We start from the raw sequence: 17,741 nt of genomic DNA, 5'->3' as shown, positions 1-17,741 counted from the left end.
AAGGGGTTTATTTACTGAAGGTGTTTAACGAGAAAGCCTCGGCGGTAAAGAAGATTATTATCGAGTAAAAACCACTTATATTTTGAAATAAATAATAAACCTAAATCATAACTATAATATATGACCAAAAAATTACTCCCTGTTTTAATTTGTTTACTGGGCATCTTAAGTGGAACCCAAAGTTTCGCCTCTCACCAGATGGCTTCAGAACTTACCTATACCCAGATCGCCTACAGTACCTACGTAGTTCAACTTACTTATCACAGGGATTGTTCGGGTGCCACGGAATCTGCCACTTACCCGCTTAAAATTGTTTCTCAGGGCTGCAACCAAGGGCGCACTATAAACCTGAACAAATTAAACCCGACCACCGGAACTGTAGGTACTCCTTATTGCCCTTCAGCATCCAATACCTGTACTTCCACCAGCGTTAATTATCAGAAATTCACCTACCAGGCAACGTTCACTTTTTCTCCTGCTGAAATGAATTGTAGTGACTGGACGTTGAGTGTATTGTTCGACGGGGTCAGACCTGTAACGGTTAATGTACCATCTCAGCCGGCTATGTACGTAGAAGCCTACCTCAGAATTGATAATCAGACCCAGCTGGTTAATAATTCAGCGAAATTTAATCCCCTGACACCAGTGGTACCCATATTAAACCAGCATATGCCTGCAACGTTAAGCTACAAGGCATCGGATGAAGATGGCGATTCGCTTTCCTATTCGCTGGTACCTGCCTTAAGTGCAGCCAATACGGCTGTAACCTACAATCCCGGCTATTCTGCGCAGACCCCTCTTCCCTCATCAACGCCATTTACCATTGATCCGAAAACCGGGGTAATTTCCTTTGTAGCGCCGGCTTACTCAACTTTTGGGCCGGACAAGAACAAATATACCGTAGCTGTAAAAGTAACTGAATGGCGCCACCTTGGAGGCGCTCCTGTAATTGTTGGTACCACCACCCGCGATATGATTATTATAATTAAAGATAATGCTGCCAATGCTAACCCGACCTTTACAAGCATAGCCAATAATCAGGCAATTAATAATACCGATATAATAACGGTGCGGCCCGGAGGAACATTAAACCTGCAACTGACAGGAATTGACAGCAATGCTGGTGATATCGTGCAGCTTACCACTGATGCTCCTTCTGTTTTACCCGGCGCTACTTTTACGCCTTCATCCGGAGGGAACCATGCCGGAACATTAACCTGGACACCATCAGCCACTGTTAACACCGGTGTACCCTACTACTTTACCGTTAAAGTAACGGACAATGCCTGCCCGCTGATGGGCTTCAGCACCCAAACCATGGCGGTAATGGTTACAAGCTCAGGCACAGCTACAGGAATAACAAATGCCCGCAACAAAGCTGAAAGCATTCTTGCCTACCCAAACCCTTTTCAGGATGCTATTATTTTTAAGGTAAACCTGCATCATACAGCCAAGCAGACGTTGGTTATTCTTAATGCTTTAGGCCAGGAAGTAGATCGGGTAAGTTTACAAGGCAAGGCCGCCGGTTTGCAGGAAGTAACCTGGGAAAAAGGACGCACCATAGCCAAAGGGCAATACGTAGCAAAACTGATCAGAGAAAATCAGGTAAGCCAAACCATAAAATTCACGAAACTATAGCATAACGCTACCTTTTAGCAATAAAAAGCCAGCCAGTGATGGCTGGCTTTTTGCTTTATTTTTCTTTTCGGTCTTCAGCTTTATCAATTCCTGTTCTTAACCACTTAGTCTGTTCCTTACGTCAAAACCCTACCCTTTTGCGTATAAAAACTCTGGCCGCAAATTTGCACTTATCGGCTTCAGATTTGTTTCAATACAGCGATGCAAGAAACCCGGTTTCAGTCGCGTTTAGAGAGAAAGCAGGAACTATGAATAAGAAAATAAGATACTACTATATCGCGCTGTTGTTAGGGTTAACCACCCTTTCAACCACGCCGCAAATTGCTTTTGCCCAACAGAATAACCGCACGGCCAAAATCCGCGGCGCCCGCGACATTGTAAAGGAGATTATTGATGTAGTAGGGTTAACCCCGCGTTTCGAGATGCGCGAAGCCAATATCGATAATGCGGCCGCGGTAATTTTAAACGGCCAACGCTATATCCTGTACAACACCCGGTTTTTAAACGAAGTAAACAATGCTTCGCGCACCGACTGGGCTGCCGTTAGTATTCTGGCCCACGAAATTGGTCACCACTTAAACGGCCATACGTTGGTAAGAGGCGGCAGCAACCCGGCCGATGAACTGGAAGCCGATGAGTTTTCAGGGTTTGTGCTGCGTAAAATGGGCGCTTCCTTAGCCGATGCCCAGGCAGCCATGGCGGTGCTTTCCGACGACAGAGATTCGCACACGCACCCGGGCCGGACTTCCCGGCTGGCTGCCATTGGCAATGGGTGGCGCAATGCCAATAACCAGATGCTGGCTACCAATTCGGTGGTTTCCGATAAGCCGGCTCAGGTAAGAAATATCCCGAAAACCAAAGCCGTAATTACCCAGGTGCAGCCAAAACAGGCTCCGGCCCAACAAGTGGCGCTTGATAACCGGTTTATTCTGAGCAAAGTAACCTTTAAAAATGCGCCAAAAGAAGAATACTTCATTACCACCCGCGGGAACCTGGTTCGGGTTAAAGATAACCAGTTGCTGGTGATCGGGCAGCTTACCCAAACCAACCACGAAGATTTCCCTTTCATGGTGCAGGGTTCGCAGATCGCACCGTTGTTTGTGAGCAAAACCGGCATTATTTATAACCAGCAGGGTAAGAAATTAGGCTGGCTATCTTAAGATACTAAAAGGCGATATTCCCTGGAACATCATTTCACCTTTACTTTTAAAGCCCTGATCTAACCAATCAGGGCTTTTCTTTATCCCGATGCTTTATCTTCCAAGGCGGTAGCAGGAAATAACGCGCCGCCGCTTTAATCACATCCTTTTTCCGCATTCAGAATACAGCAGCAAAAGCAGCAAAAAAAAAGCTACCCGGTTTTGGGGCAGCTTTCCGTACTGTTTTAAAGCTATTTGCTTAGCGTCTCCGGCTGGAAGTACTGCGCTTCCGGCTGTAGTATTTCTTGCGGGAAGAAGATTTTTTGTGGTAGGTTTTCCGGGTACCATTGGCAGGTCCGTACTTGATAGGTTTGGACGCTTCAATAGCCAGTTGCTCCTGGTACTTGCGCGGAACCAGCATATCGCGTTCCGCCTGTTCAGCCGGGCTAAGGCTGGCCTCCAATTTCTGAGGTTCCGTCTTTCTTTCCTGATCGCGGGTTTCTGTTGGCGCAGGATTACTGGTTGCCTGCGAAAAACCCTGGGTAATCGCCAGCGAGAAAACCAGCAAAAAGAGGCTAAATGCTTTCGTCATCTGTGAGTAGTTTTGGTTACAAGTTCCAAAATTAACTTTTTTGTATGACAAAAACAGGAAAATCTGCCGCATTTATAACTTTATCTACATTTTAACTATATAATCCTATTTTTTAGCAGATTCCTTAAATACACAACTCCCTTAAATTTCTCCATTTTCGTATACTTAAATAGGTTAAGCAGCCGAGAAAAACGGTAGCAAAACCTATGAAAAACCATCCGTTCATTTAAAAAGAAAGGGTAAAATATATGCCAAGAGGAGATAAATCGGCTTATACCGACAAACAAAAACGGCAGGCCGAACATATTGAAGAAAGCTATGAAAAACGCGGCGTAAGCGATAAAGAAGCAGAAAAACGCGCGTGGGCAACCGTTAACAAACACGACCACGGTGGCAAGAAAAGCGGTTCCGGCCGCGGCGTTCATTAACCTGAAAGCCACCGGTGAACCAATTTTAAACCATTGAACAAGATAAGTTTTAAAACAAGGCCCGGCTCTTCTTAAAGCCGGGCCTTGTTTTATTCTTAATCTCCCGGCCTCCGCTTTATTCTTTACGATCTGCCAAACTGGTAAGGCAGTGCGTAGCCGCTGCTGCTGCTATTCCTCCCAGCAGGTACCAGGCCACCGTCATCACTTTGGTTTGGGTGGTCCGGTTACTGGGCCCTTCGCCTAAACCCAATGGCCCCGGCAGCATTACGCCGCCCACACCGGCCGCAAGGCCCAGGGCCGGCCCTTTCAGCCAAACGCCTTTACCCGTACCCGTCAGGCTGTAATAGAGCGCATTCGAAACAATGTCTCCGAGCATGGTCCAGCCGAAAAGCTTGTCTTCGGCAGGCGGTTCGTGGCCTGCAGCCCGTATCGTTTTTGCCAGGGCCCGCATGCCCAGCACATCCATGCGGGGTGCATCCGGGTTCAGGCGCCGCACGGTTTCGTGCACCAGCGTAAGCGCACAGGCGCCAGCCAGGCCTCCGGCAAGCGCCATCCAAAGCGAATTATGGTTTTGTTCCTGTTTTTTGTTTCTCATGATCTTTTCTGTTGGTTAAAAATTAGCCCCATAAACGTAGTACAACATAAACGCAAAGCAGATACTACGGTTGTTTCAGCGCCGAAAAGCAGGATCGTAAAAATCACTTAAAGAATGAATCGGGTTTGTTTAGTCGGCTTTAATAATACTGATGCTGCCGTTCCGCTCAATAAAGGCATCTTTCACCTGTTGCAGGTTTTCTACGCTGTTTTGGCGGGTAGCTTCCTCCAGGTCGTTTCTCGTAATTTTGGCTTGCGCCAGGGCGTCTTCCTGAAATTGCCCGTTCTTTATGAGTTGCAGTTCCCGGCCCTTAACCAGTTTACCGAATTTAGGATAGTGAAAGGCAAAGTAAGCGGTAATCCGGTGCAGCCCCATTAAAACCACCGAAGTAAAAAGCGCCGGCCCGAAAGGGGCATTGCCGGTTATGGCCCGGCTCAGTACCGAGCCCAGCACGATGCCCATTACAATGTCAAGAGCCGTGTTTTTACCAAATACCCGCCGGTCGCCGGTGCGCAGGATTATCAGGGCGGCAATAAACACGATAACGGCGCGGAGACCCATTTGCCACCAAGTAATATCACCCTGGGTACCCAGTAACGCCTCGAAAAATTCTTCCATAGCCTTGTTGTTGCCCTTGCTTTTACTGCTTTTACTTTGCCGGGTTCATACATTATTTAAAAAAATTTAAAATTTTGTTTACTTAAATTTAACTGAGCCGTATAAGTCCCGGGGGAGGTATTTATACGCATGTATACTCCAAGCCAGTATTCATAAACCTGTTTCGTAGTACAAACTTTTATTTTAGCGGTATGGAGAAAGCCACTTTTGCGGCCGGCAATTTTTGGGGGGTTGAAGCTGTTTTCCGGCAGCTTAAAGGTGTAACAGCCACGTGTGTGGGCTACATGGGGGGCACCTCCGAAAGCCCCACCTACGAAGAAGTCTGTTCGGACACTACCGGCCATGCCGAAGCAGTGGAAGTGCTTTACGATCCGTCGCAGGTTTCTTACGATGAATTGCTGGAAGCTTTCTGGCAACTTCATGACCCTACCACGCTGAACCGCCAGGGCTCCGATGTTGGTTCGCAGTACCGTTCGGCCATTTTCTACCATAGCCCTTCGCAGAACGAAGCCGCGCAAACCTCCCGGGCTTTCCTGCAGCAAACTACCAAATACCTGAACCGACCAATTGTAACTCAGATCTGTCCGGCTGCCACTTTTTACCGGGCCGAAGAATACCATCAGCAATATCTGGAAAAGCGCGGACATAAAGCTTTACAGCTCGTTTAGAAAATATGCTAACCGTTAGCTATAGCAAACAGCAATAGATTCTTGTACAGGAAAACGCTTGTTCATTAAAACTTCAGCTAGAATCAGGGCTGAAGCCGCGAGCAATCTGTTTGAAATTTAAGGTTCGGCTACCTAAATTGATTACCAGCTTGCTAACTCCATGCTTATTTAGGATCTACTTTCTTCAATATTGAAATTATTATAAACAAAAAGCCCGGTAAAACTACCGGGCTTTTTGTTTGCATTATGTATTAGCTTACCGGCGGCCGGTTTTGCGGTGGCCGAAGTCGTTTTTGGAACGGGTCGATAACCAGCCGGCTCCCAGCACCAGTAAAGCGCCGCCAATAACTTTCTGGGTAGTGCTTAAGTTGCCCACCGATTTGGTAACCGAATTGCCGGCCTGTTTCAGCATGTCCGGAATTTTGTTCAGGTTGTTCATCATACCCGAAGAAGAACCGGAATCGAAGCCGGAGCTACCGCCTATGTTCGAAGACCCGCCGATGTTGGAGCCCATATTTTGGTTTGAACTGCCTTCCTGATAGCTGTTGTGCATAGAAGATGGATTGTTTGGATTTCTCATAATATAAAAAAAATTAAAGGTTGAAGGTAGTACTGGAAAAGCGGCGCACATAAAGCCCCGGACTTTCTATATCGGATAAGCGTAGGGTCTGGTTTCATTTAAAAGGCCGGATTACTTCAGAAAATGATAAGCATTTAATTAAGAAGTGCAAAGCCCGCAAGAACCTGGGTGACGGTGGTTCGTAAAGTATTAATGCGGCAGCTTTTTAAAGCGTTTACCGCATTTCGATTCACTTAAAATTGAAAGCTATGAAAAATAAGAAGCAAGAAAGTGGCGAACGTGGTCACCGCGACCACACCGCCGGACATGGAAATAAAGAAGGCCGTCAGGGTGGCGGACCGGGCGAACGGCAAAGCTTAGCCGGCGAACAGGGCGCCAAAGCCGAAACGCCGGAAAATAGCATCCGCTCCCATACCGAAGCCGGCGAAGTTCGCGGCCATGGCAGTTTAAAGGACGGCTCCAGCCGCGACCAACGCAGTGAAGAGCGGACAACCGGCCTTCATTTAGGCGACGATTTCCGCGTAGACCCGTTAACCGGGAAGCAAGACCAATCGGTGAAGCGTGAAGGCGGCGTGGCCAACCACATGGGCGGTAAAACCGAAGGTAACGGCGGCGGAAAAAGCAGCGGGGGCGCCGGCCATGGCCCGCAATCCGATCATAAAGGCCAATCCACTTATAACGATCCGCACAGGGGCAACAACCAGAATGCCTGGATAAAGAATAAGAGCAAGGGCAGCGGCAGCAGTTCCGGAACCTCCGGCACGCCGGATGCCTATAAAGGCTACGAAGGGGGTACCCCTCCCGGAAAACTGAAAAGCGGCGGCGACCACATGCACGCCGGCGAGTTCCCGCCCCGTACCCGCCAGAATCCGAACGAGGAAGGAAGCTCGGCCGGTAGCCATTAATTTCGATCTTTAAATTTAGACCTATTACAAAAAACAGCCCCGGTGTCTGATGACACCGGGGCTGTTTTTTATGCAGTGACAAATACATAGTCAAGTTAATTTTTAGAAAGTGGGATTACAAATCCCACGGCTCGGTAAAGACGGGATTATAAATCCCGTCAAGCAAATATCCATATACCGGGGCTGCTTTTTTATGGCTGAAGCCTACTGTTTTTCAGTACTTTTCCCACATTTAAAGCCTACCGTTTTTCAATCTTGCCGGCTTTCTTTCGCTTGTTGCGGTCGTAGAAATAGTAGATGATGAAGCCCAGAATTGATACCACCGACACCCAGATCAGGCCGGTTTTAAGCTGTTCCAAATCGTTACCCAGAAAGGCAATGAAAGCGATGAGCGGCGTAATACCGGCGATGGTTGCTCCCATATATTTCAGAAAAGGCATATTGCCGGCACCGGCTATAAAACTGATGGCATCGTTGGAAAGAAAGGGCGAAACACGCGCAATAATTACCGCCCAGATGCCGTAACGCGCTATTGCGGCTTCTACTTTGGCGGAGGATTTCCTGCCAATAAATTTATGCACCACTTTACTTCCCCACACCTTTCCAATAAAATAACCAATTACAGAAGCAATTATAATTCCGGACAGCGAAAGCAAGGAACCCCAGACCGGACCATAAGCCAGCACCGCTACAATTATCAGCAGCATTACATTTACTACAAACAAAAACATTTGCAGCACCATAAACAGAATGATAAAGAACGGCCCCCAGAAACCAAATTGCATCACCCAGTCAGAAATTCTTTCCTGGTCACCCGAAAGCAATACTTCCCAGCCTTCGCGCACGGTTTCGCCGAAGGCCGGCCAGAAAAAATACGCTGCCAGTATGCTTAAAACTATGCCTAAGGTAAGATAGAGCGGTAGCTTGCCCGATTTTTCTTCTTTTTCAGGTTTCAAATGCCGGATTGGTTTGTTGCGGGAGAAGATCGAAGCGTTTTACGGTTTTTTGGGTAGGAAAGGATACTGTTTTTTATTTATTGCCTGGCTTATTTATTTGTTGCAGCTGTTGCAGCATGGCTTTGGTTTTGCGGCACTGCTTTTTCTCCATGCGGCAATCGGATGGTGGCTGCGTGGCAAAATAGTGAAGGCCGTCGGCGCTCAACGTAGCCGGAGCAGTTTTAAAACCTTTGTCGGAGAGTTTCAGGAGTAAGCGCGAATACGTTTCATCCGCCAGAGAATATTCGCCTCTATGCGCTTCAAAACCGGTATCGAGGTTGTAATCGGTTAAAGCAGGCAGATTTTCCGGCAGGCTTTGCAGCGAAAAGCGGTATTGGTGCAGGGCCGCATCAAAGCTGTCCGCAAAAAGGCTTTCGGCTTCGGAGGTGGGAATCTTGAAATTGAGCGTCTTCAGCAATCCGACCTTAGGCACAAACCTGAAACCCATAGCTAAAAGCTTGGTCGAAAGGCTAGGCCCATCGCTATTCCGGAGAAGCATTTCGTCAAAACTGCTTCGGCGGAGCAAATGCGCTACTTTCTGGTTTGCGGTGCCGTCTTTATTTTTCAGCGCGTCTTTATCTATCCACTCCCAGGCAATGCCGGTAAAAAACGGCAAAACAACTTTCACCGAGACTTTGAAAACGAGCGCAGCCAGCGGCAGGTACACAAAAATTTGTTTGAGTCGAAGTCCGTACGTTTTATAAAATGCCCGTTCCAATGCATTTCCGGCCACTTTAAAGCCAATAAAATCGCGGTAAGCTTGGGGCGCATAATTGCCCCGGGCCGCCTGCAGCACATCAAACCCGAATTCCATACGCATGTGCGCTACCGGATCATCTTCGTAGGTAACTACATGGCCAAAGTGCTTGCCGGTTTTAGGATAAACCAGCGGCACACTCAGGTTGGTTGCCAGTTTGTGCCCCTGAATATCGCCGTGGTAATGCGCCAGCGCACCCAGAGCAAAAGCCAGTTCGTTGCGGTTCGTTGCTTCAGAAATTAAATTCCGGGTAAAATCGCCGGTGCGTACGTAATGCACCAGGTCGGTAAAGAAGCGGCTTCCGAAGGGATAATACCCCATATCGGGCACAATGGCGCCGCCGTATGCGTAGGCGTGCGCCTCTTTCAGTTCCCCGGCAGAAGCTCCCGGAAACCGTTCTTCCAGCACCGGCACGATCTCTTTGCTCCATACTGCATCGATCATGGCCTGGTGTGTAAGCACCGAATAAGCCTGCAGCTGCAAGCAGCCGGTGGAAAGCAAAATAACTGCAAAGGAAAATAAGATCTTCTGAAGCAAACCAGTTTTGTTTACTTCTTTCCTACGCATTTACCCCAAGGCCAGTGTGCCACCGGATCAAAATCTGGCAAAGGTCGGTTTTAGCGGCTCCAAACTTACCGTTTTCAGAGTTTATAAATATCGGCTACTACTCCGTTATCTCCGGTTTTCCGTTTTTCTGTTGGGCTGTCGAATACAATTAATACGTGGCTCTCGTCGTAGAGTGCCATGCCTTCGGCTTTGTCCTGGCCGCTGGTATCGCCGGAGCCATGCGGCACGTCGAATAAGCGTTCCAGTTCTTTGCGGTGCACCATGGCTTCTGACTCCTGCTTCATGGCATCTTTCCACCGGTAAACCGAAATGGTTCCGTCCAGATCCATGGTAGGGCCGGCCAGAATAAGCAGATCGTTTTTAATTACGCGTAATTCCCGGATGCCCATGCCTTCCAGGTGCAGGAAATGCTTTTTGTAGAATGCGCCTTTTTCGCCGATGGGTTTCAGCTTGAAATGCGCCGATTTGGTATCCTCGATCGCCACTTCCAGGATCATGGCCCAACCCCGCAAAACCGGACCGCGCAAACCGATAAAGATCTTTTCTTTGCTCAAGGCCAGGCCTTCAATATCGAAACCGTTGTCTTTGCCGGGAATGTTCAGGAAAGGTTTCAGGTGAATATCGTTGGCCAGTACGCTCATTAATTTGTTTTTATCGCCGTAGCTTACCAGTTGGGCAGCGTGCAATTTCACGTTCGGGATATCGGGGTGCGGGCATTCTTTGCGCAATACGTATTCGCCGGTTTCCTTGTCTTTCACCATCGGAATACGCGCCAGCAAATAGCGGTTCGGATCGTCTTTTACTTTCGCCAGCCGCTTGATCTGTTTTTCCGGCGTATCGGCTTTTCTGGGTTTCTTCCGGGCCAGGCTATGCGAACCTACGAGCCACAGGTAATGGTCTTCAAACCCAAGGCCTTCCACATCTATTTCGCTGTCGGCATCGGGCAATTCCAGGAACTCGGTTAAATCGAAGGATTGGTGATTGCCGAAGGTGTCCTTATCGGTGCGGGTGAGGCGTTCGAGGCTGCTCCGTTCGTCACAGGCAATCCAGAGGTTGTCGCCTAAAATGATGGCCGTAGAAAGCCCGTCGCGCACGTGCTTGCCGGCTTTGTTTATGCTTAGCTTCTCGTTGAATTCGAGGTTGAGGTGTTTTTTCATGAAGTATGTTTTGCCTTTAAACATAAGTAGTTTTCAGGTGTTGTTGCATACTGATTCTGGTGGGGTTGGGTTATGCTGCTCCATGCCCCGAAAGGCATAGTAATTCAATTTATTCCAGCAAAGGGCAATTAAATTAGTTTCGGTTTAGAATCGGAATTAGAACCTTTCCCAAATATAGTCTTTGATTAAGGAATCAATTTTCCAAAGTTGTTTGCTAAGTATTGAATCTTCTGATAGCCTATCAGTGATAGTAATAAGATAAAAAAGTGAATTCTGTAGTTCTAATTTTATCTTCTCCCCATTTATAACTTTTTCCTGAAGCCTAAACAAAACAGTCGTTGCCTCTTCATAGAACCATGTAATTCCATTTAGATTTTTATACCCTTCAATAGTCGTTAAAACCTCAGTTATCTTTTCAGTTAACTGATCTCTTACATCCATGTCGTAAAATTTAAAAAGCCATCAAGCTATCTTATGAGAACCTTAAAATAGTCATTTTAAACCCTAAAGCTATCCCAAACCCTCAAAAAAATCAGGGCAAAAAAATACCTCCCGGAATGGCAGTACCAGGAGGCATTTCAGTAAAAGAAAACTGATGATGTTGAATCTAAAAACAATTTTCAAATTTTCACATCTTCAAATTTCCAGATTTGTTAAATATGGATCGCACGGTTTTCCGTGGCGGCTAAGCAGGCTTCTTTCATCGCTTCGGTGTAGGTCGGGTGCGCGTGGCTCATTCTTGCAATGTCTTCCGCGGAAGCCCGGAATTCCATCGCAACTACGGCTTCGGCAATTAAGTCGGCAATACGCGGTCCGATCATGTGTACGCCTAAAATCTCGTCAGTATTCTTATCGGCCAGTACTTTCACGAAACCGTCGGTATCCATGGAAGCTTTGGCACGACCAGAGGCTTTGAAAGGAAACGAACCGGTTTTGTAAGCGCGGCCCTGCTCTTTCAGTTGCTCTTCGGTGAAACCAACGCCTGCTACTTCCGGCCAGGTATACACCACACCCGGGATCAGGTTGTAGTTAATGTGAGGTTTCTGACCGGCCATGTATTCCGCTACCAATACGCCTTCTTCTTCGGCTTTGTGAGCCAGCATCGCGCCACGAACTACGTCGCCAATGGCGAAAATGCCCGGTACGTTGGTTTCCAGGTGATCGTTCACGGCAATCATTCCGCGTTCGGCCATTTGTACGCCGGCAGCTTCCAGGTTCAGACCATCGGTGTACGGCTTACGACCAATAGAAACCAGGCAGTAATCGCCTTCGAAGGTAACGGTTTCGCCTTTCGGGTTTTCGGCCGTTACTTTTACGCCTTCGCCGGTATTGGTGGCGCCGGTTACTTTATGCTGGAAGAAGAATTCGAAGCCTAAAGTTTTCTTCAGAACGCGCTGCAATTCTTTACCCAAAGCGCGGTCCATGGTCGGGATAATGGAATCCAGGAACTCTACTACGGTGATTTTAGAACCTAAGCGCGCATACACCGAACCTAATTCCAGACCGATCACACCGCCACCAATGATGATCATGTGCTTCGGAACTTCTTTCAGTTTCAGGGCTTCGGTGGAAGTAATGATGCGCTCTTTATCTACCGGCAGGAAAGGCAGCACCGTTGGCTTGGAACCCGTCGCGATAATCACTTTTTCGGTTTCAATTTCCTGGGCTTCGCCACTTTCCGGCGTTACTTTAATTTTGTTTTTATTCACGAAAGAACCCAGACCGTTGTACACATCGATCTTGTTCTTCTTCATTAAATAAGTAATCCCGTCGTTATTCGATTTTACAACGCCGGCCTTACGGTTGATCATCTGCTCCAGATTTACCTGCAGGTTTTCCAGCTCAATGCCGTGCTCCTTGAAAGTATGGGCAGCGTTGTGGAAATGCTCGGAAGAATCTAAAAGCGCTTTGGAAGGAATACAACCCACATTTAAGCAGGTACCACCCAAAACATTGTATTTTTCAATTATAGCGGTTTTCATGCCCAGCTGTGCACAGCGGATTGCCGCCACGTAGCCCCCGGGGCCGGAACCGATAACAGTTACATCGTATTTCATTGCTTATTTCATTAGGGAGTTGCCTCCGGTTTTTCGTAATACTTTTAACCCACCCCTAACCCCTCCGAGGAGGGGAATTATCAGATAATGTATTTTCTTCGGAAGTGGGTCCACATTAAGCTTTCGCAACATATACACCTGTCATCCTGAACGCTAGTGAAGGACCTTGTTGGCTCGCCGTAGAAAAGCTTCTGCTAAAAGCCTACAAGTTGTTTCGCTATCGCTCAACATGACAAATATTTTATTGGAAAGCATTATTTCAAATAATTCAATCTTGCGACTACAAATTCCCAATTCCCCTCCTCGGAGGGGTTAGGGGTGGGTCCGCGCATTTCAGATCGAAAAACAAGAGGAGGAAATTCAGCCAAACCTTCTTCCCTCCTCTTCTATCATTTCAAATTAAACGCCTAATAATAAGCGCATCGGATCTTCAAGCAGCTCCTTCACGCGTACCAGGAAGCTCACGGACTCGCGGCCGTCAATTATTCTATGGTCGTAAGAAAGGGCTAAATACATCATCGGGCGGATTTCAACTTGTCCATTGATGGCAACCGGGCGCTGCACGATGTTGTGCATACCTAAGATAGCTGATTGCGGCGCGTTGATAATTGGCGTAGACATCATGGAACCGAAGATACCACCGTTGGTGATGGTGAAGGTACCGCCGGTCATTTCGTCGATGCTTAATTTACCGTCGCGGGCTTTCTTGGCTAAACGAATAACTTCTTTCTCGATACCGTCTAAGCTCAGCTGCTCGGCGTTGCGGATAACCGGAACCACTAAGCCTTTCGGCGAAGAAACAGCTATAGAAACGTCACAGAAATCGTTGAATACGATCTCGCCGTTGTCGATCATCGCGTTTACGGCCGGCCACTCCTGCAAGGCTACGGTACAAGCCTTGGTGAAGAACGACATGAAGCCTAAACCTACTTCGTGCTTTTCTTTGAACTTATCTTTGTATTTGTTCCGGATATCCATGATCGGCTTCATGTCTACTTCGTTGAAAGTAGTAAGCATGGCCGTTTCGTTTTTCACCTGCACCAAACGACGCGCTACGGTTTTCCGCAGGCTGGTCATTTTTTCACGGCGCTGATTTCTCGAACCAGCTACCGGAGCAGCAGTTGATGCAGCGGCAGGAGCTGAAGTTGCAGCAGGTTTTGCAGCCGGAGCAGCTTGCGCTGGTTTGGCTTGCGCGCCCATGGCGTCTTCCTTTGTAATTCTGCCGTCGCGGCCGGAGCCTTGTACATCGGCCGGGTTGATGCCTTTTTCTGAAAGGATTTTGCCTGCTGCCGGCGAAGGCGTGCCGGAAGCATAGGTTTGTGCACCGGAAGTGGCAGCAGCCTGCATTGGCTGAGCCGCCGGAGCCGGAGCAGCAGCCTGTGGCGCGGCAGCGCCGGCCTGAGCGCCGGAAGTTTCGATGCGGCAGATTACCGCGCCAATCTCAATGGTAGAACCTTCAGCAGCTACGATTCTCAATATTCCGGCCGCTTCGGCAGGCAGTTCAAAGGTTGCTTTATCGGATTCCAGTTCGCATAAAACTTCATCCATCGCTACCTGGTCACCGTCGTTCTTCAGCCATTTGGAGATGGTTACTTCGGTGATCGACTCGCCTACAGTTGGGATTTTAATATCCAGTGTGCCGCCAGCTGCAGCCGGTGCCGGAGCAGCAGCCGGTGCCGGAGCAGCAGCCGGCGCTGTAAACTGAGGTGCCTGACCGGCAGCTGGTTCCGATTTTGCGTCGGTTGCTAACGGGCTTGGGGTAACGGTTCCGGAAACGCCGGTCTGTTCAATGGTGCACAGTACACCGCCAATTTCTACGGTGTCGCCTTCCTGCGCTACTATCCTTAAAACACCGGCAGCTTCGGCTGGTAATTCAAACGTTGCTTTATCTGATTCCAGTTCGCAAATGATTTCATCCATGGCTACGGTATCGCCATCTTTTTTAAGCCATTTGGCTATGGTTACTTCGGAAATCGATTCGCCGACAACCGGTACTTTTACTTCTAATGACATTTCTTTTGCTTTAGAATTAATTCTTTTTTTTATTTCGGGCCTGTTTTCGTTTGACTGGTCGTTTGCGCGGTAGAGACGCCCTAATAGGGCGTCTCTACATTATTGCTACATTATTGTGTCAACGATATTGCGTCCCTAAATCATTATATTACAAACTAAACGCCCGTTCTACAATTTCCCGCTGCTCTTTCTGGTGCACTTTATTGTAGCCGGTGGCTGGGGAAGAACTTGGTTTACGGGAAATTACGTCTGCTACTTCCGCGCGCATGGCGTTCAGGATGTACATCCAGGCGCCCATGTTTTGCGGCTCTTCCTGTACCCAGTAAACTTTGGCACCTTTGTACTTCTTCAGTTCGGCGGCTAATTGGGTTTTCGGGAACGGATGCAGCTGCTCCATGCGAATAATAGCTACGTCTTTGCGCTTGTTTTTCTGTTGCTCTTCCAGCAGGTCGAAATACACTTTCCCGGTGCAAAGCAGTACGGTTTTTACCGATTTGGCCGTAGCATAATCATCGCCGATCACTTCGCGGAAACCACCTTTGGTAAATTCTTCGATTGGGGAAGAAACCAGTGGATGGCGCAACAACGACTTCGGCGACATAACCACGCATGGCTTGCGGAATGGCAGAGCCAACTGGCGGCGCAGCATGTGGAAGAAGTTGGCCGGCGTGGTGATGTTGGTTACGAAAATGTTGTATTCAGCAGCCAGTTGCAGGAAGCGTTCCGGGCGGGCGTTGGAGTGCTCCGGGCCCTGACCTTCGTAGCCGTGCGGTAACAGCATTACTACGCCGTTCATGCGCTGCCACTTCGATTCGGTAGAAGTCACGAACTGGTCGATCATTACCTGGGCGCCGTTGGCGAAGTCGCCGAACTGAGCTTCCCAGATAACCAGGGCATTCGGGTTGGCCATAGCGTAACCAAATTCGAAGCCTAACACGCCGTACTCAGAAAGCAGGGAATTGTAGATCTCAAGGCTGGCTTGTTTTTCGGCTATGTGGTCTAAACTGTTGTATGGCTCGCTGGTGTTAACGTCGTGCAATACGGCGTGGCGGTGCGAGAACGTTCCGCGCTGCACATCCTGACCGCTTAAGCGTACAATTTTGTTTTCCAGCAAAATAGAACCGTAAGCCAGTAATTCAGCGGCTGCCCAGTTCAATACTTTGCTGCCGAAGAACATATCCTGCCGCTCTTTCAGCAATTTCTCGATTTGCTTCAGCGGTTTATAGCCTTCCGGAACTACCGTTAACGCTTTACCCACTTTTTCAATTACCTCTTGGGAAATTCCGGTTTCAGGGGATTTCTCGAAGTCTTCCGGTTTGGAGCGGCGCAATTCCTGCCACTCTTTTTCCATGCTCTGGTAGTTGTATGGCAGCGGCTTTTGCTTTACCATATCCAGACGGGCCTGCAGCATGTCGCGGAACTGTTTGTCCATTTCCTGGGCCAGTTTCGCATCGATCTCGCCGCGGCTGATCAAGATCTCGTTGTAAACTTCGCGCGGGTTTTTGTGGCGGGAAATCAGGTTGTAAAGCGAAGGCTGGGTGAATTTCGGCTCATCGGCTTCGTTATGGCCATGACGGCGGTAGCACACCATATCCACGAAGATATCGGCGTGGAACATCTGGCGGTACTCAGTTGCCAAACGAACAGCAAAAACCACCGCTTCCGGATCGTCGCCGTTTACGTGCAGCACCGGCGCATCGATTATTTTCGCTAAATCGGTAGAATAAATAGATGAACGGGCATCTTCGAAATCGGTGGTGAAACCAACCTGGTTGTTAATTACAAAATGCAGCGTTCCGCCGGTTTTGTAACCCTCCAACTGGCTCATCTGCGTAACTTCGTAGCCAATACCCTGACCAGCAACAGCGGCATCGCCGTGGATCAGGATCGGCAGAATTTTATTGTAATCTTTACCGTACATGGTATCGAGTTTTGCACGCACAAAACCTTCTACCACCGGGTTCACCGCCTCTAAGTGCGATGGGTTCGGAGCCAGTTTCAGATTAACTTTATTGCCGGATGTGGTTTCAATTTCCGAGCTGAAGCCCATGTGGTACTTCACGTCACCATCGCCCATGGTCAGGTCCGGAACGGCAGTGCCTTCAAATTCGGAGAAGATCTGCTCATAGGTTTTGCCCATGGTGTTGGCCAACACGTTCAAGCGGCCGCGGTGCGCCATGCCAATTACCACTTCCTTAACGCCCAAGTCGGCGCCCTTTTCGATGATCGCATCCAGGGCCGGAATGGTCGTTTCGCCACCTTCTAATGAGAAGCGTTTCTGGCCTAAGAATTTGGTATGAAGGAAGTTCTCAAATACTACGGCTTCGTTCAGTTTGGAAAGAATGCGCTTTTTGTATTCGATACCCGGGTTGAAGTTCAGGGAATCTTTCTCGATTTTTTCCTGCAGCCAGCTTAGCACTTTCGGGTCGCGGATGTACATGTACTCGAAACCGATGGTGCGCTCATAGATCTTCTGCAACGCCGCGACAATGTCTTTGAGCGGTGCCGCGCCGATCCCGATCAGGCTGCCTGACTGGAACGTGGTGTTCAGATCGGCCTCGGAAAGGCCGAAATCCTGCAGATCGAGCATGGCATGGCGGTCTTTGCGCGGACGAACCGGGTTGGTTTTAGAGCGCAAATGGCCGCGGGTACGGTACGCATGGATCAGCTGAAAGACCTTTACTTCTTTATCGGAAACGGTCGGAGCCCCGGCAGCAGCAGACGGCTTGGCCGCGACAGCAGTTTCCTGGCCGTTTTCGGCCGGGTAGTTTTGAGAAAACTCAAAACCTTCGAAGAATTTGCGCCAGCCGAAATCTACGGCTTCCGGGTCCTGCTGATAAGTTTTGTACAACTCATCGATGTAGGCTCCGTGCGCATTGGCGATATATGAATATTGATCCATGCGGAGTTGAATTGGTAAGTGATTAAGGGCAAAGATACTAATTACCTATATTAGATTAAAATACATATTCGCATTCACGAATAAAGCTGATTAACAACAAAATAAAAACCATACTATTCTGAAAATGCTT

16 protein-coding genes are annotated in these 17,741 nt (G+C 48.5%); 5 read left to right on the top strand and 11 right to left on the bottom strand.

Annotation, left to right across the window (positions count from 1 at the left end; genetic code table 11):
* The first annotated feature begins 120 nt into the window (after positions 1-120).
* Positions 121-1,638: a FlgD immunoglobulin-like domain containing protein gene (locus F0P94_RS14495; RefSeq protein WP_150904608.1), complete on the top strand. Its 1,518-nt coding sequence runs from the start codon at positions 121-123 to the stop codon at positions 1,636-1,638.
* 248 nt (positions 1,639-1,886) lie between these two features.
* Positions 1,887-2,798 (top strand): M48 family metalloprotease, encoded by a 912-nt coding sequence (locus tag F0P94_RS14490; protein WP_150904607.1) that lies wholly within the window; start codon positions 1,887-1,889, stop codon positions 2,796-2,798.
* A gap of 238 nt (positions 2,799-3,036) precedes the next feature.
* Here the strand turns inward: F0P94_RS14490 and F0P94_RS14485 are convergent, their stop codons facing one another.
* Complete coding sequence (locus tag F0P94_RS14485) at positions 3,037-3,369, bottom strand: hypothetical protein (protein WP_150904606.1); 333 nt, start codon at positions 3,367-3,369, stop codon at positions 3,037-3,039.
* A 248-nt stretch (positions 3,370-3,617) separates the two neighbouring features.
* Between F0P94_RS14485 and F0P94_RS14480 the strand changes: the two genes are divergently transcribed.
* Positions 3,618-3,797 carry a hypothetical protein gene (locus tag F0P94_RS14480; protein WP_150904605.1) on the top strand — a complete coding sequence of 60 codons (180 nt, stop codon included), beginning with the start codon at positions 3,618-3,620 and terminating at the stop codon, positions 3,795-3,797.
* 115 nt (positions 3,798-3,912) lie between these two features.
* Here F0P94_RS14480 and F0P94_RS14475 read toward each other — a convergent pair whose 3' ends face one another.
* Both F0P94_RS14475 and F0P94_RS14470 read right to left on the bottom strand, forming a co-directional pair.
* Positions 3,913-4,392: a hypothetical protein gene (locus tag F0P94_RS14475; RefSeq protein WP_150904604.1), complete on the bottom strand. Its 480-nt coding sequence runs from the start codon at positions 4,390-4,392 to the stop codon at positions 3,913-3,915.
* 129 nt (positions 4,393-4,521) lie between these two features.
* The gene (locus F0P94_RS14470; protein WP_225307229.1) at positions 4,522-5,010 is read right to left on the bottom strand and encodes a DUF421 domain-containing protein; all 489 of its coding nucleotides are present in this window, start codon (positions 5,008-5,010) and stop codon (positions 4,522-4,524) included.
* A gap of 191 nt (positions 5,011-5,201) precedes the next feature.
* On the opposite strand from F0P94_RS14470, the gene msrA reads away from it, so the two are divergent.
* Entirely contained in the window at positions 5,202-5,678 is a 477-nt protein-coding gene (gene msrA / locus F0P94_RS14465; RefSeq protein WP_150904603.1) for a peptide-methionine (S)-S-oxide reductase MsrA, read from the top strand.
* A gap of 256 nt (positions 5,679-5,934) precedes the next feature.
* Here msrA and F0P94_RS14460 read toward each other — a convergent pair whose 3' ends face one another.
* Positions 5,935-6,258, bottom strand: a complete 324-nt coding sequence (locus tag F0P94_RS14460) for a hypothetical protein (protein WP_150904602.1) — start codon at positions 6,256-6,258, stop codon at positions 5,935-5,937.
* 248 nt (positions 6,259-6,506) lie between these two features.
* Here F0P94_RS14460 and F0P94_RS14455 point away from each other — a divergent pair, with 248 nt between their 5' ends.
* Positions 6,507-7,163, top strand: a complete 657-nt coding sequence (locus F0P94_RS14455) for a hypothetical protein (RefSeq protein WP_150904601.1) — start codon at positions 6,507-6,509, stop codon at positions 7,161-7,163.
* Positions 7,164-7,402: 239 nt separating this feature from the next.
* Here the strand turns inward: F0P94_RS14455 and F0P94_RS14450 are convergent, their stop codons facing one another.
* The 7 genes from F0P94_RS14450 to F0P94_RS14420 form a co-directional block, all read right to left on the bottom strand.
* Positions 7,403-8,119: a TVP38/TMEM64 family protein gene (locus F0P94_RS14450; protein WP_225307228.1), complete on the bottom strand. Its 717-nt coding sequence runs from the start codon at positions 8,117-8,119 to the stop codon at positions 7,403-7,405.
* A gap of 73 nt (positions 8,120-8,192) precedes the next feature.
* Positions 8,193-9,482 carry a zinc dependent phospholipase C family protein gene (locus F0P94_RS14445; RefSeq protein ID WP_150904599.1) on the bottom strand — a complete coding sequence of 430 codons (1,290 nt, stop codon included), beginning with the start codon at positions 9,480-9,482 and terminating at the stop codon, positions 8,193-8,195.
* A 74-nt stretch (positions 9,483-9,556) separates the two neighbouring features.
* Positions 9,557-10,639 (bottom strand): DUF3616 domain-containing protein, encoded by a 1,083-nt coding sequence (locus F0P94_RS14440; protein WP_150904598.1) that lies wholly within the window; start codon positions 10,637-10,639, stop codon positions 9,557-9,559.
* A gap of 156 nt (positions 10,640-10,795) precedes the next feature.
* Positions 10,796-11,080, bottom strand: a complete 285-nt coding sequence (locus F0P94_RS14435) for a hypothetical protein (protein ID WP_150904597.1) — start codon at positions 11,078-11,080, stop codon at positions 10,796-10,798.
* Positions 11,081-11,292: 212 nt separating this feature from the next.
* Entirely contained in the window at positions 11,293-12,696 is a 1,404-nt protein-coding gene (gene lpdA, locus F0P94_RS14430; RefSeq protein ID WP_150904596.1) for a dihydrolipoyl dehydrogenase, read from the bottom strand.
* Between the two features lie 399 nt (positions 12,697-13,095).
* Positions 13,096-14,709 carry a 2-oxoglutarate dehydrogenase complex dihydrolipoyllysine-residue succinyltransferase gene (odhB, locus tag F0P94_RS14425; RefSeq protein ID WP_150904595.1) on the bottom strand — a complete coding sequence of 538 codons (1,614 nt, stop codon included), beginning with the start codon at positions 14,707-14,709 and terminating at the stop codon, positions 13,096-13,098.
* Between the two features lie 148 nt (positions 14,710-14,857).
* Entirely contained in the window at positions 14,858-17,611 is a 2,754-nt protein-coding gene (locus tag F0P94_RS14420) for a 2-oxoglutarate dehydrogenase E1 component (protein WP_150904594.1), read from the bottom strand.
* Positions 17,612-17,741: the final 130 nt, after the last annotated feature.

The sequence above is a fragment of the Adhaeribacter soli genome, assembly GCF_008727925.1.
Taxonomy (GTDB): Bacteria; Bacteroidota; Bacteroidia; order Cytophagales; family Hymenobacteraceae; genus Adhaeribacter_A; species Adhaeribacter_A soli.
This window is presented reverse-complemented; position numbering and strand designations above follow the sequence as displayed.

What these genes read in the sequence shown, in the direction of transcription:
- msrA (WP_150904603.1), top strand. Translation starts at nt 5,202, where the DNA reads ATGGAGAAAGCCACTTTTGCGGCCGGCAATTTTTGGGGGGTTGAAGCT.
- F0P94_RS14495 (WP_150904608.1), top strand. Translation starts at nt 121, where the DNA reads ATGACCAAAAAATTACTCCCTGTTTTAATTTGTTTACTGGGCATCTTA.
- F0P94_RS14485 (WP_150904606.1), bottom strand. Translation starts at nt 3,369, where the DNA reads ATGACGAAAGCATTTAGCCTCTTTTTGCTGGTTTTCTCGCTGGCGATT.
- F0P94_RS14470 (WP_225307229.1), bottom strand. Translation starts at nt 5,010, where the DNA reads ATGGAAGAATTTTTCGAGGCGTTACTGGGTACCCAGGGTGATATTACT.
- F0P94_RS14475 (WP_150904604.1), bottom strand. Translation starts at nt 4,392, where the DNA reads ATGAGAAACAAAAAACAGGAACAAAACCATAATTCGCTTTGGATGGCG.
- F0P94_RS14420 (WP_150904594.1), bottom strand. Translation starts at nt 17,611, where the DNA reads ATGGATCAATATTCATATATCGCCAATGCGCACGGAGCCTACATCGAT.
- F0P94_RS14490 (WP_150904607.1), top strand. Translation starts at nt 1,887, where the DNA reads ATGAATAAGAAAATAAGATACTACTATATCGCGCTGTTGTTAGGGTTA.
- lpdA (WP_150904596.1), bottom strand. Translation starts at nt 12,696, where the DNA reads ATGAAATACGATGTAACTGTTATCGGTTCCGGCCCCGGGGGCTACGTG.
- F0P94_RS14480 (WP_150904605.1), top strand. Translation starts at nt 3,618, where the DNA reads ATGCCAAGAGGAGATAAATCGGCTTATACCGACAAACAAAAACGGCAG.
- F0P94_RS14455 (WP_150904601.1), top strand. Translation starts at nt 6,507, where the DNA reads ATGAAAAATAAGAAGCAAGAAAGTGGCGAACGTGGTCACCGCGACCAC.
- odhB (WP_150904595.1), bottom strand. Translation starts at nt 14,709, where the DNA reads ATGTCATTAGAAGTAAAAGTACCGGTTGTCGGCGAATCGATTTCCGAA.
- F0P94_RS14445 (WP_150904599.1), bottom strand. Translation starts at nt 9,482, where the DNA reads ATGCGTAGGAAAGAAGTAAACAAAACTGGTTTGCTTCAGAAGATCTTA.
- F0P94_RS14440 (WP_150904598.1), bottom strand. Translation starts at nt 10,639, where the DNA reads ATGAAAAAACACCTCAACCTCGAATTCAACGAGAAGCTAAGCATAAAC.
- F0P94_RS14460 (WP_150904602.1), bottom strand. Translation starts at nt 6,258, where the DNA reads ATGAGAAATCCAAACAATCCATCTTCTATGCACAACAGCTATCAGGAA.
- F0P94_RS14435 (WP_150904597.1), bottom strand. Translation starts at nt 11,080, where the DNA reads ATGGATGTAAGAGATCAGTTAACTGAAAAGATAACTGAGGTTTTAACG.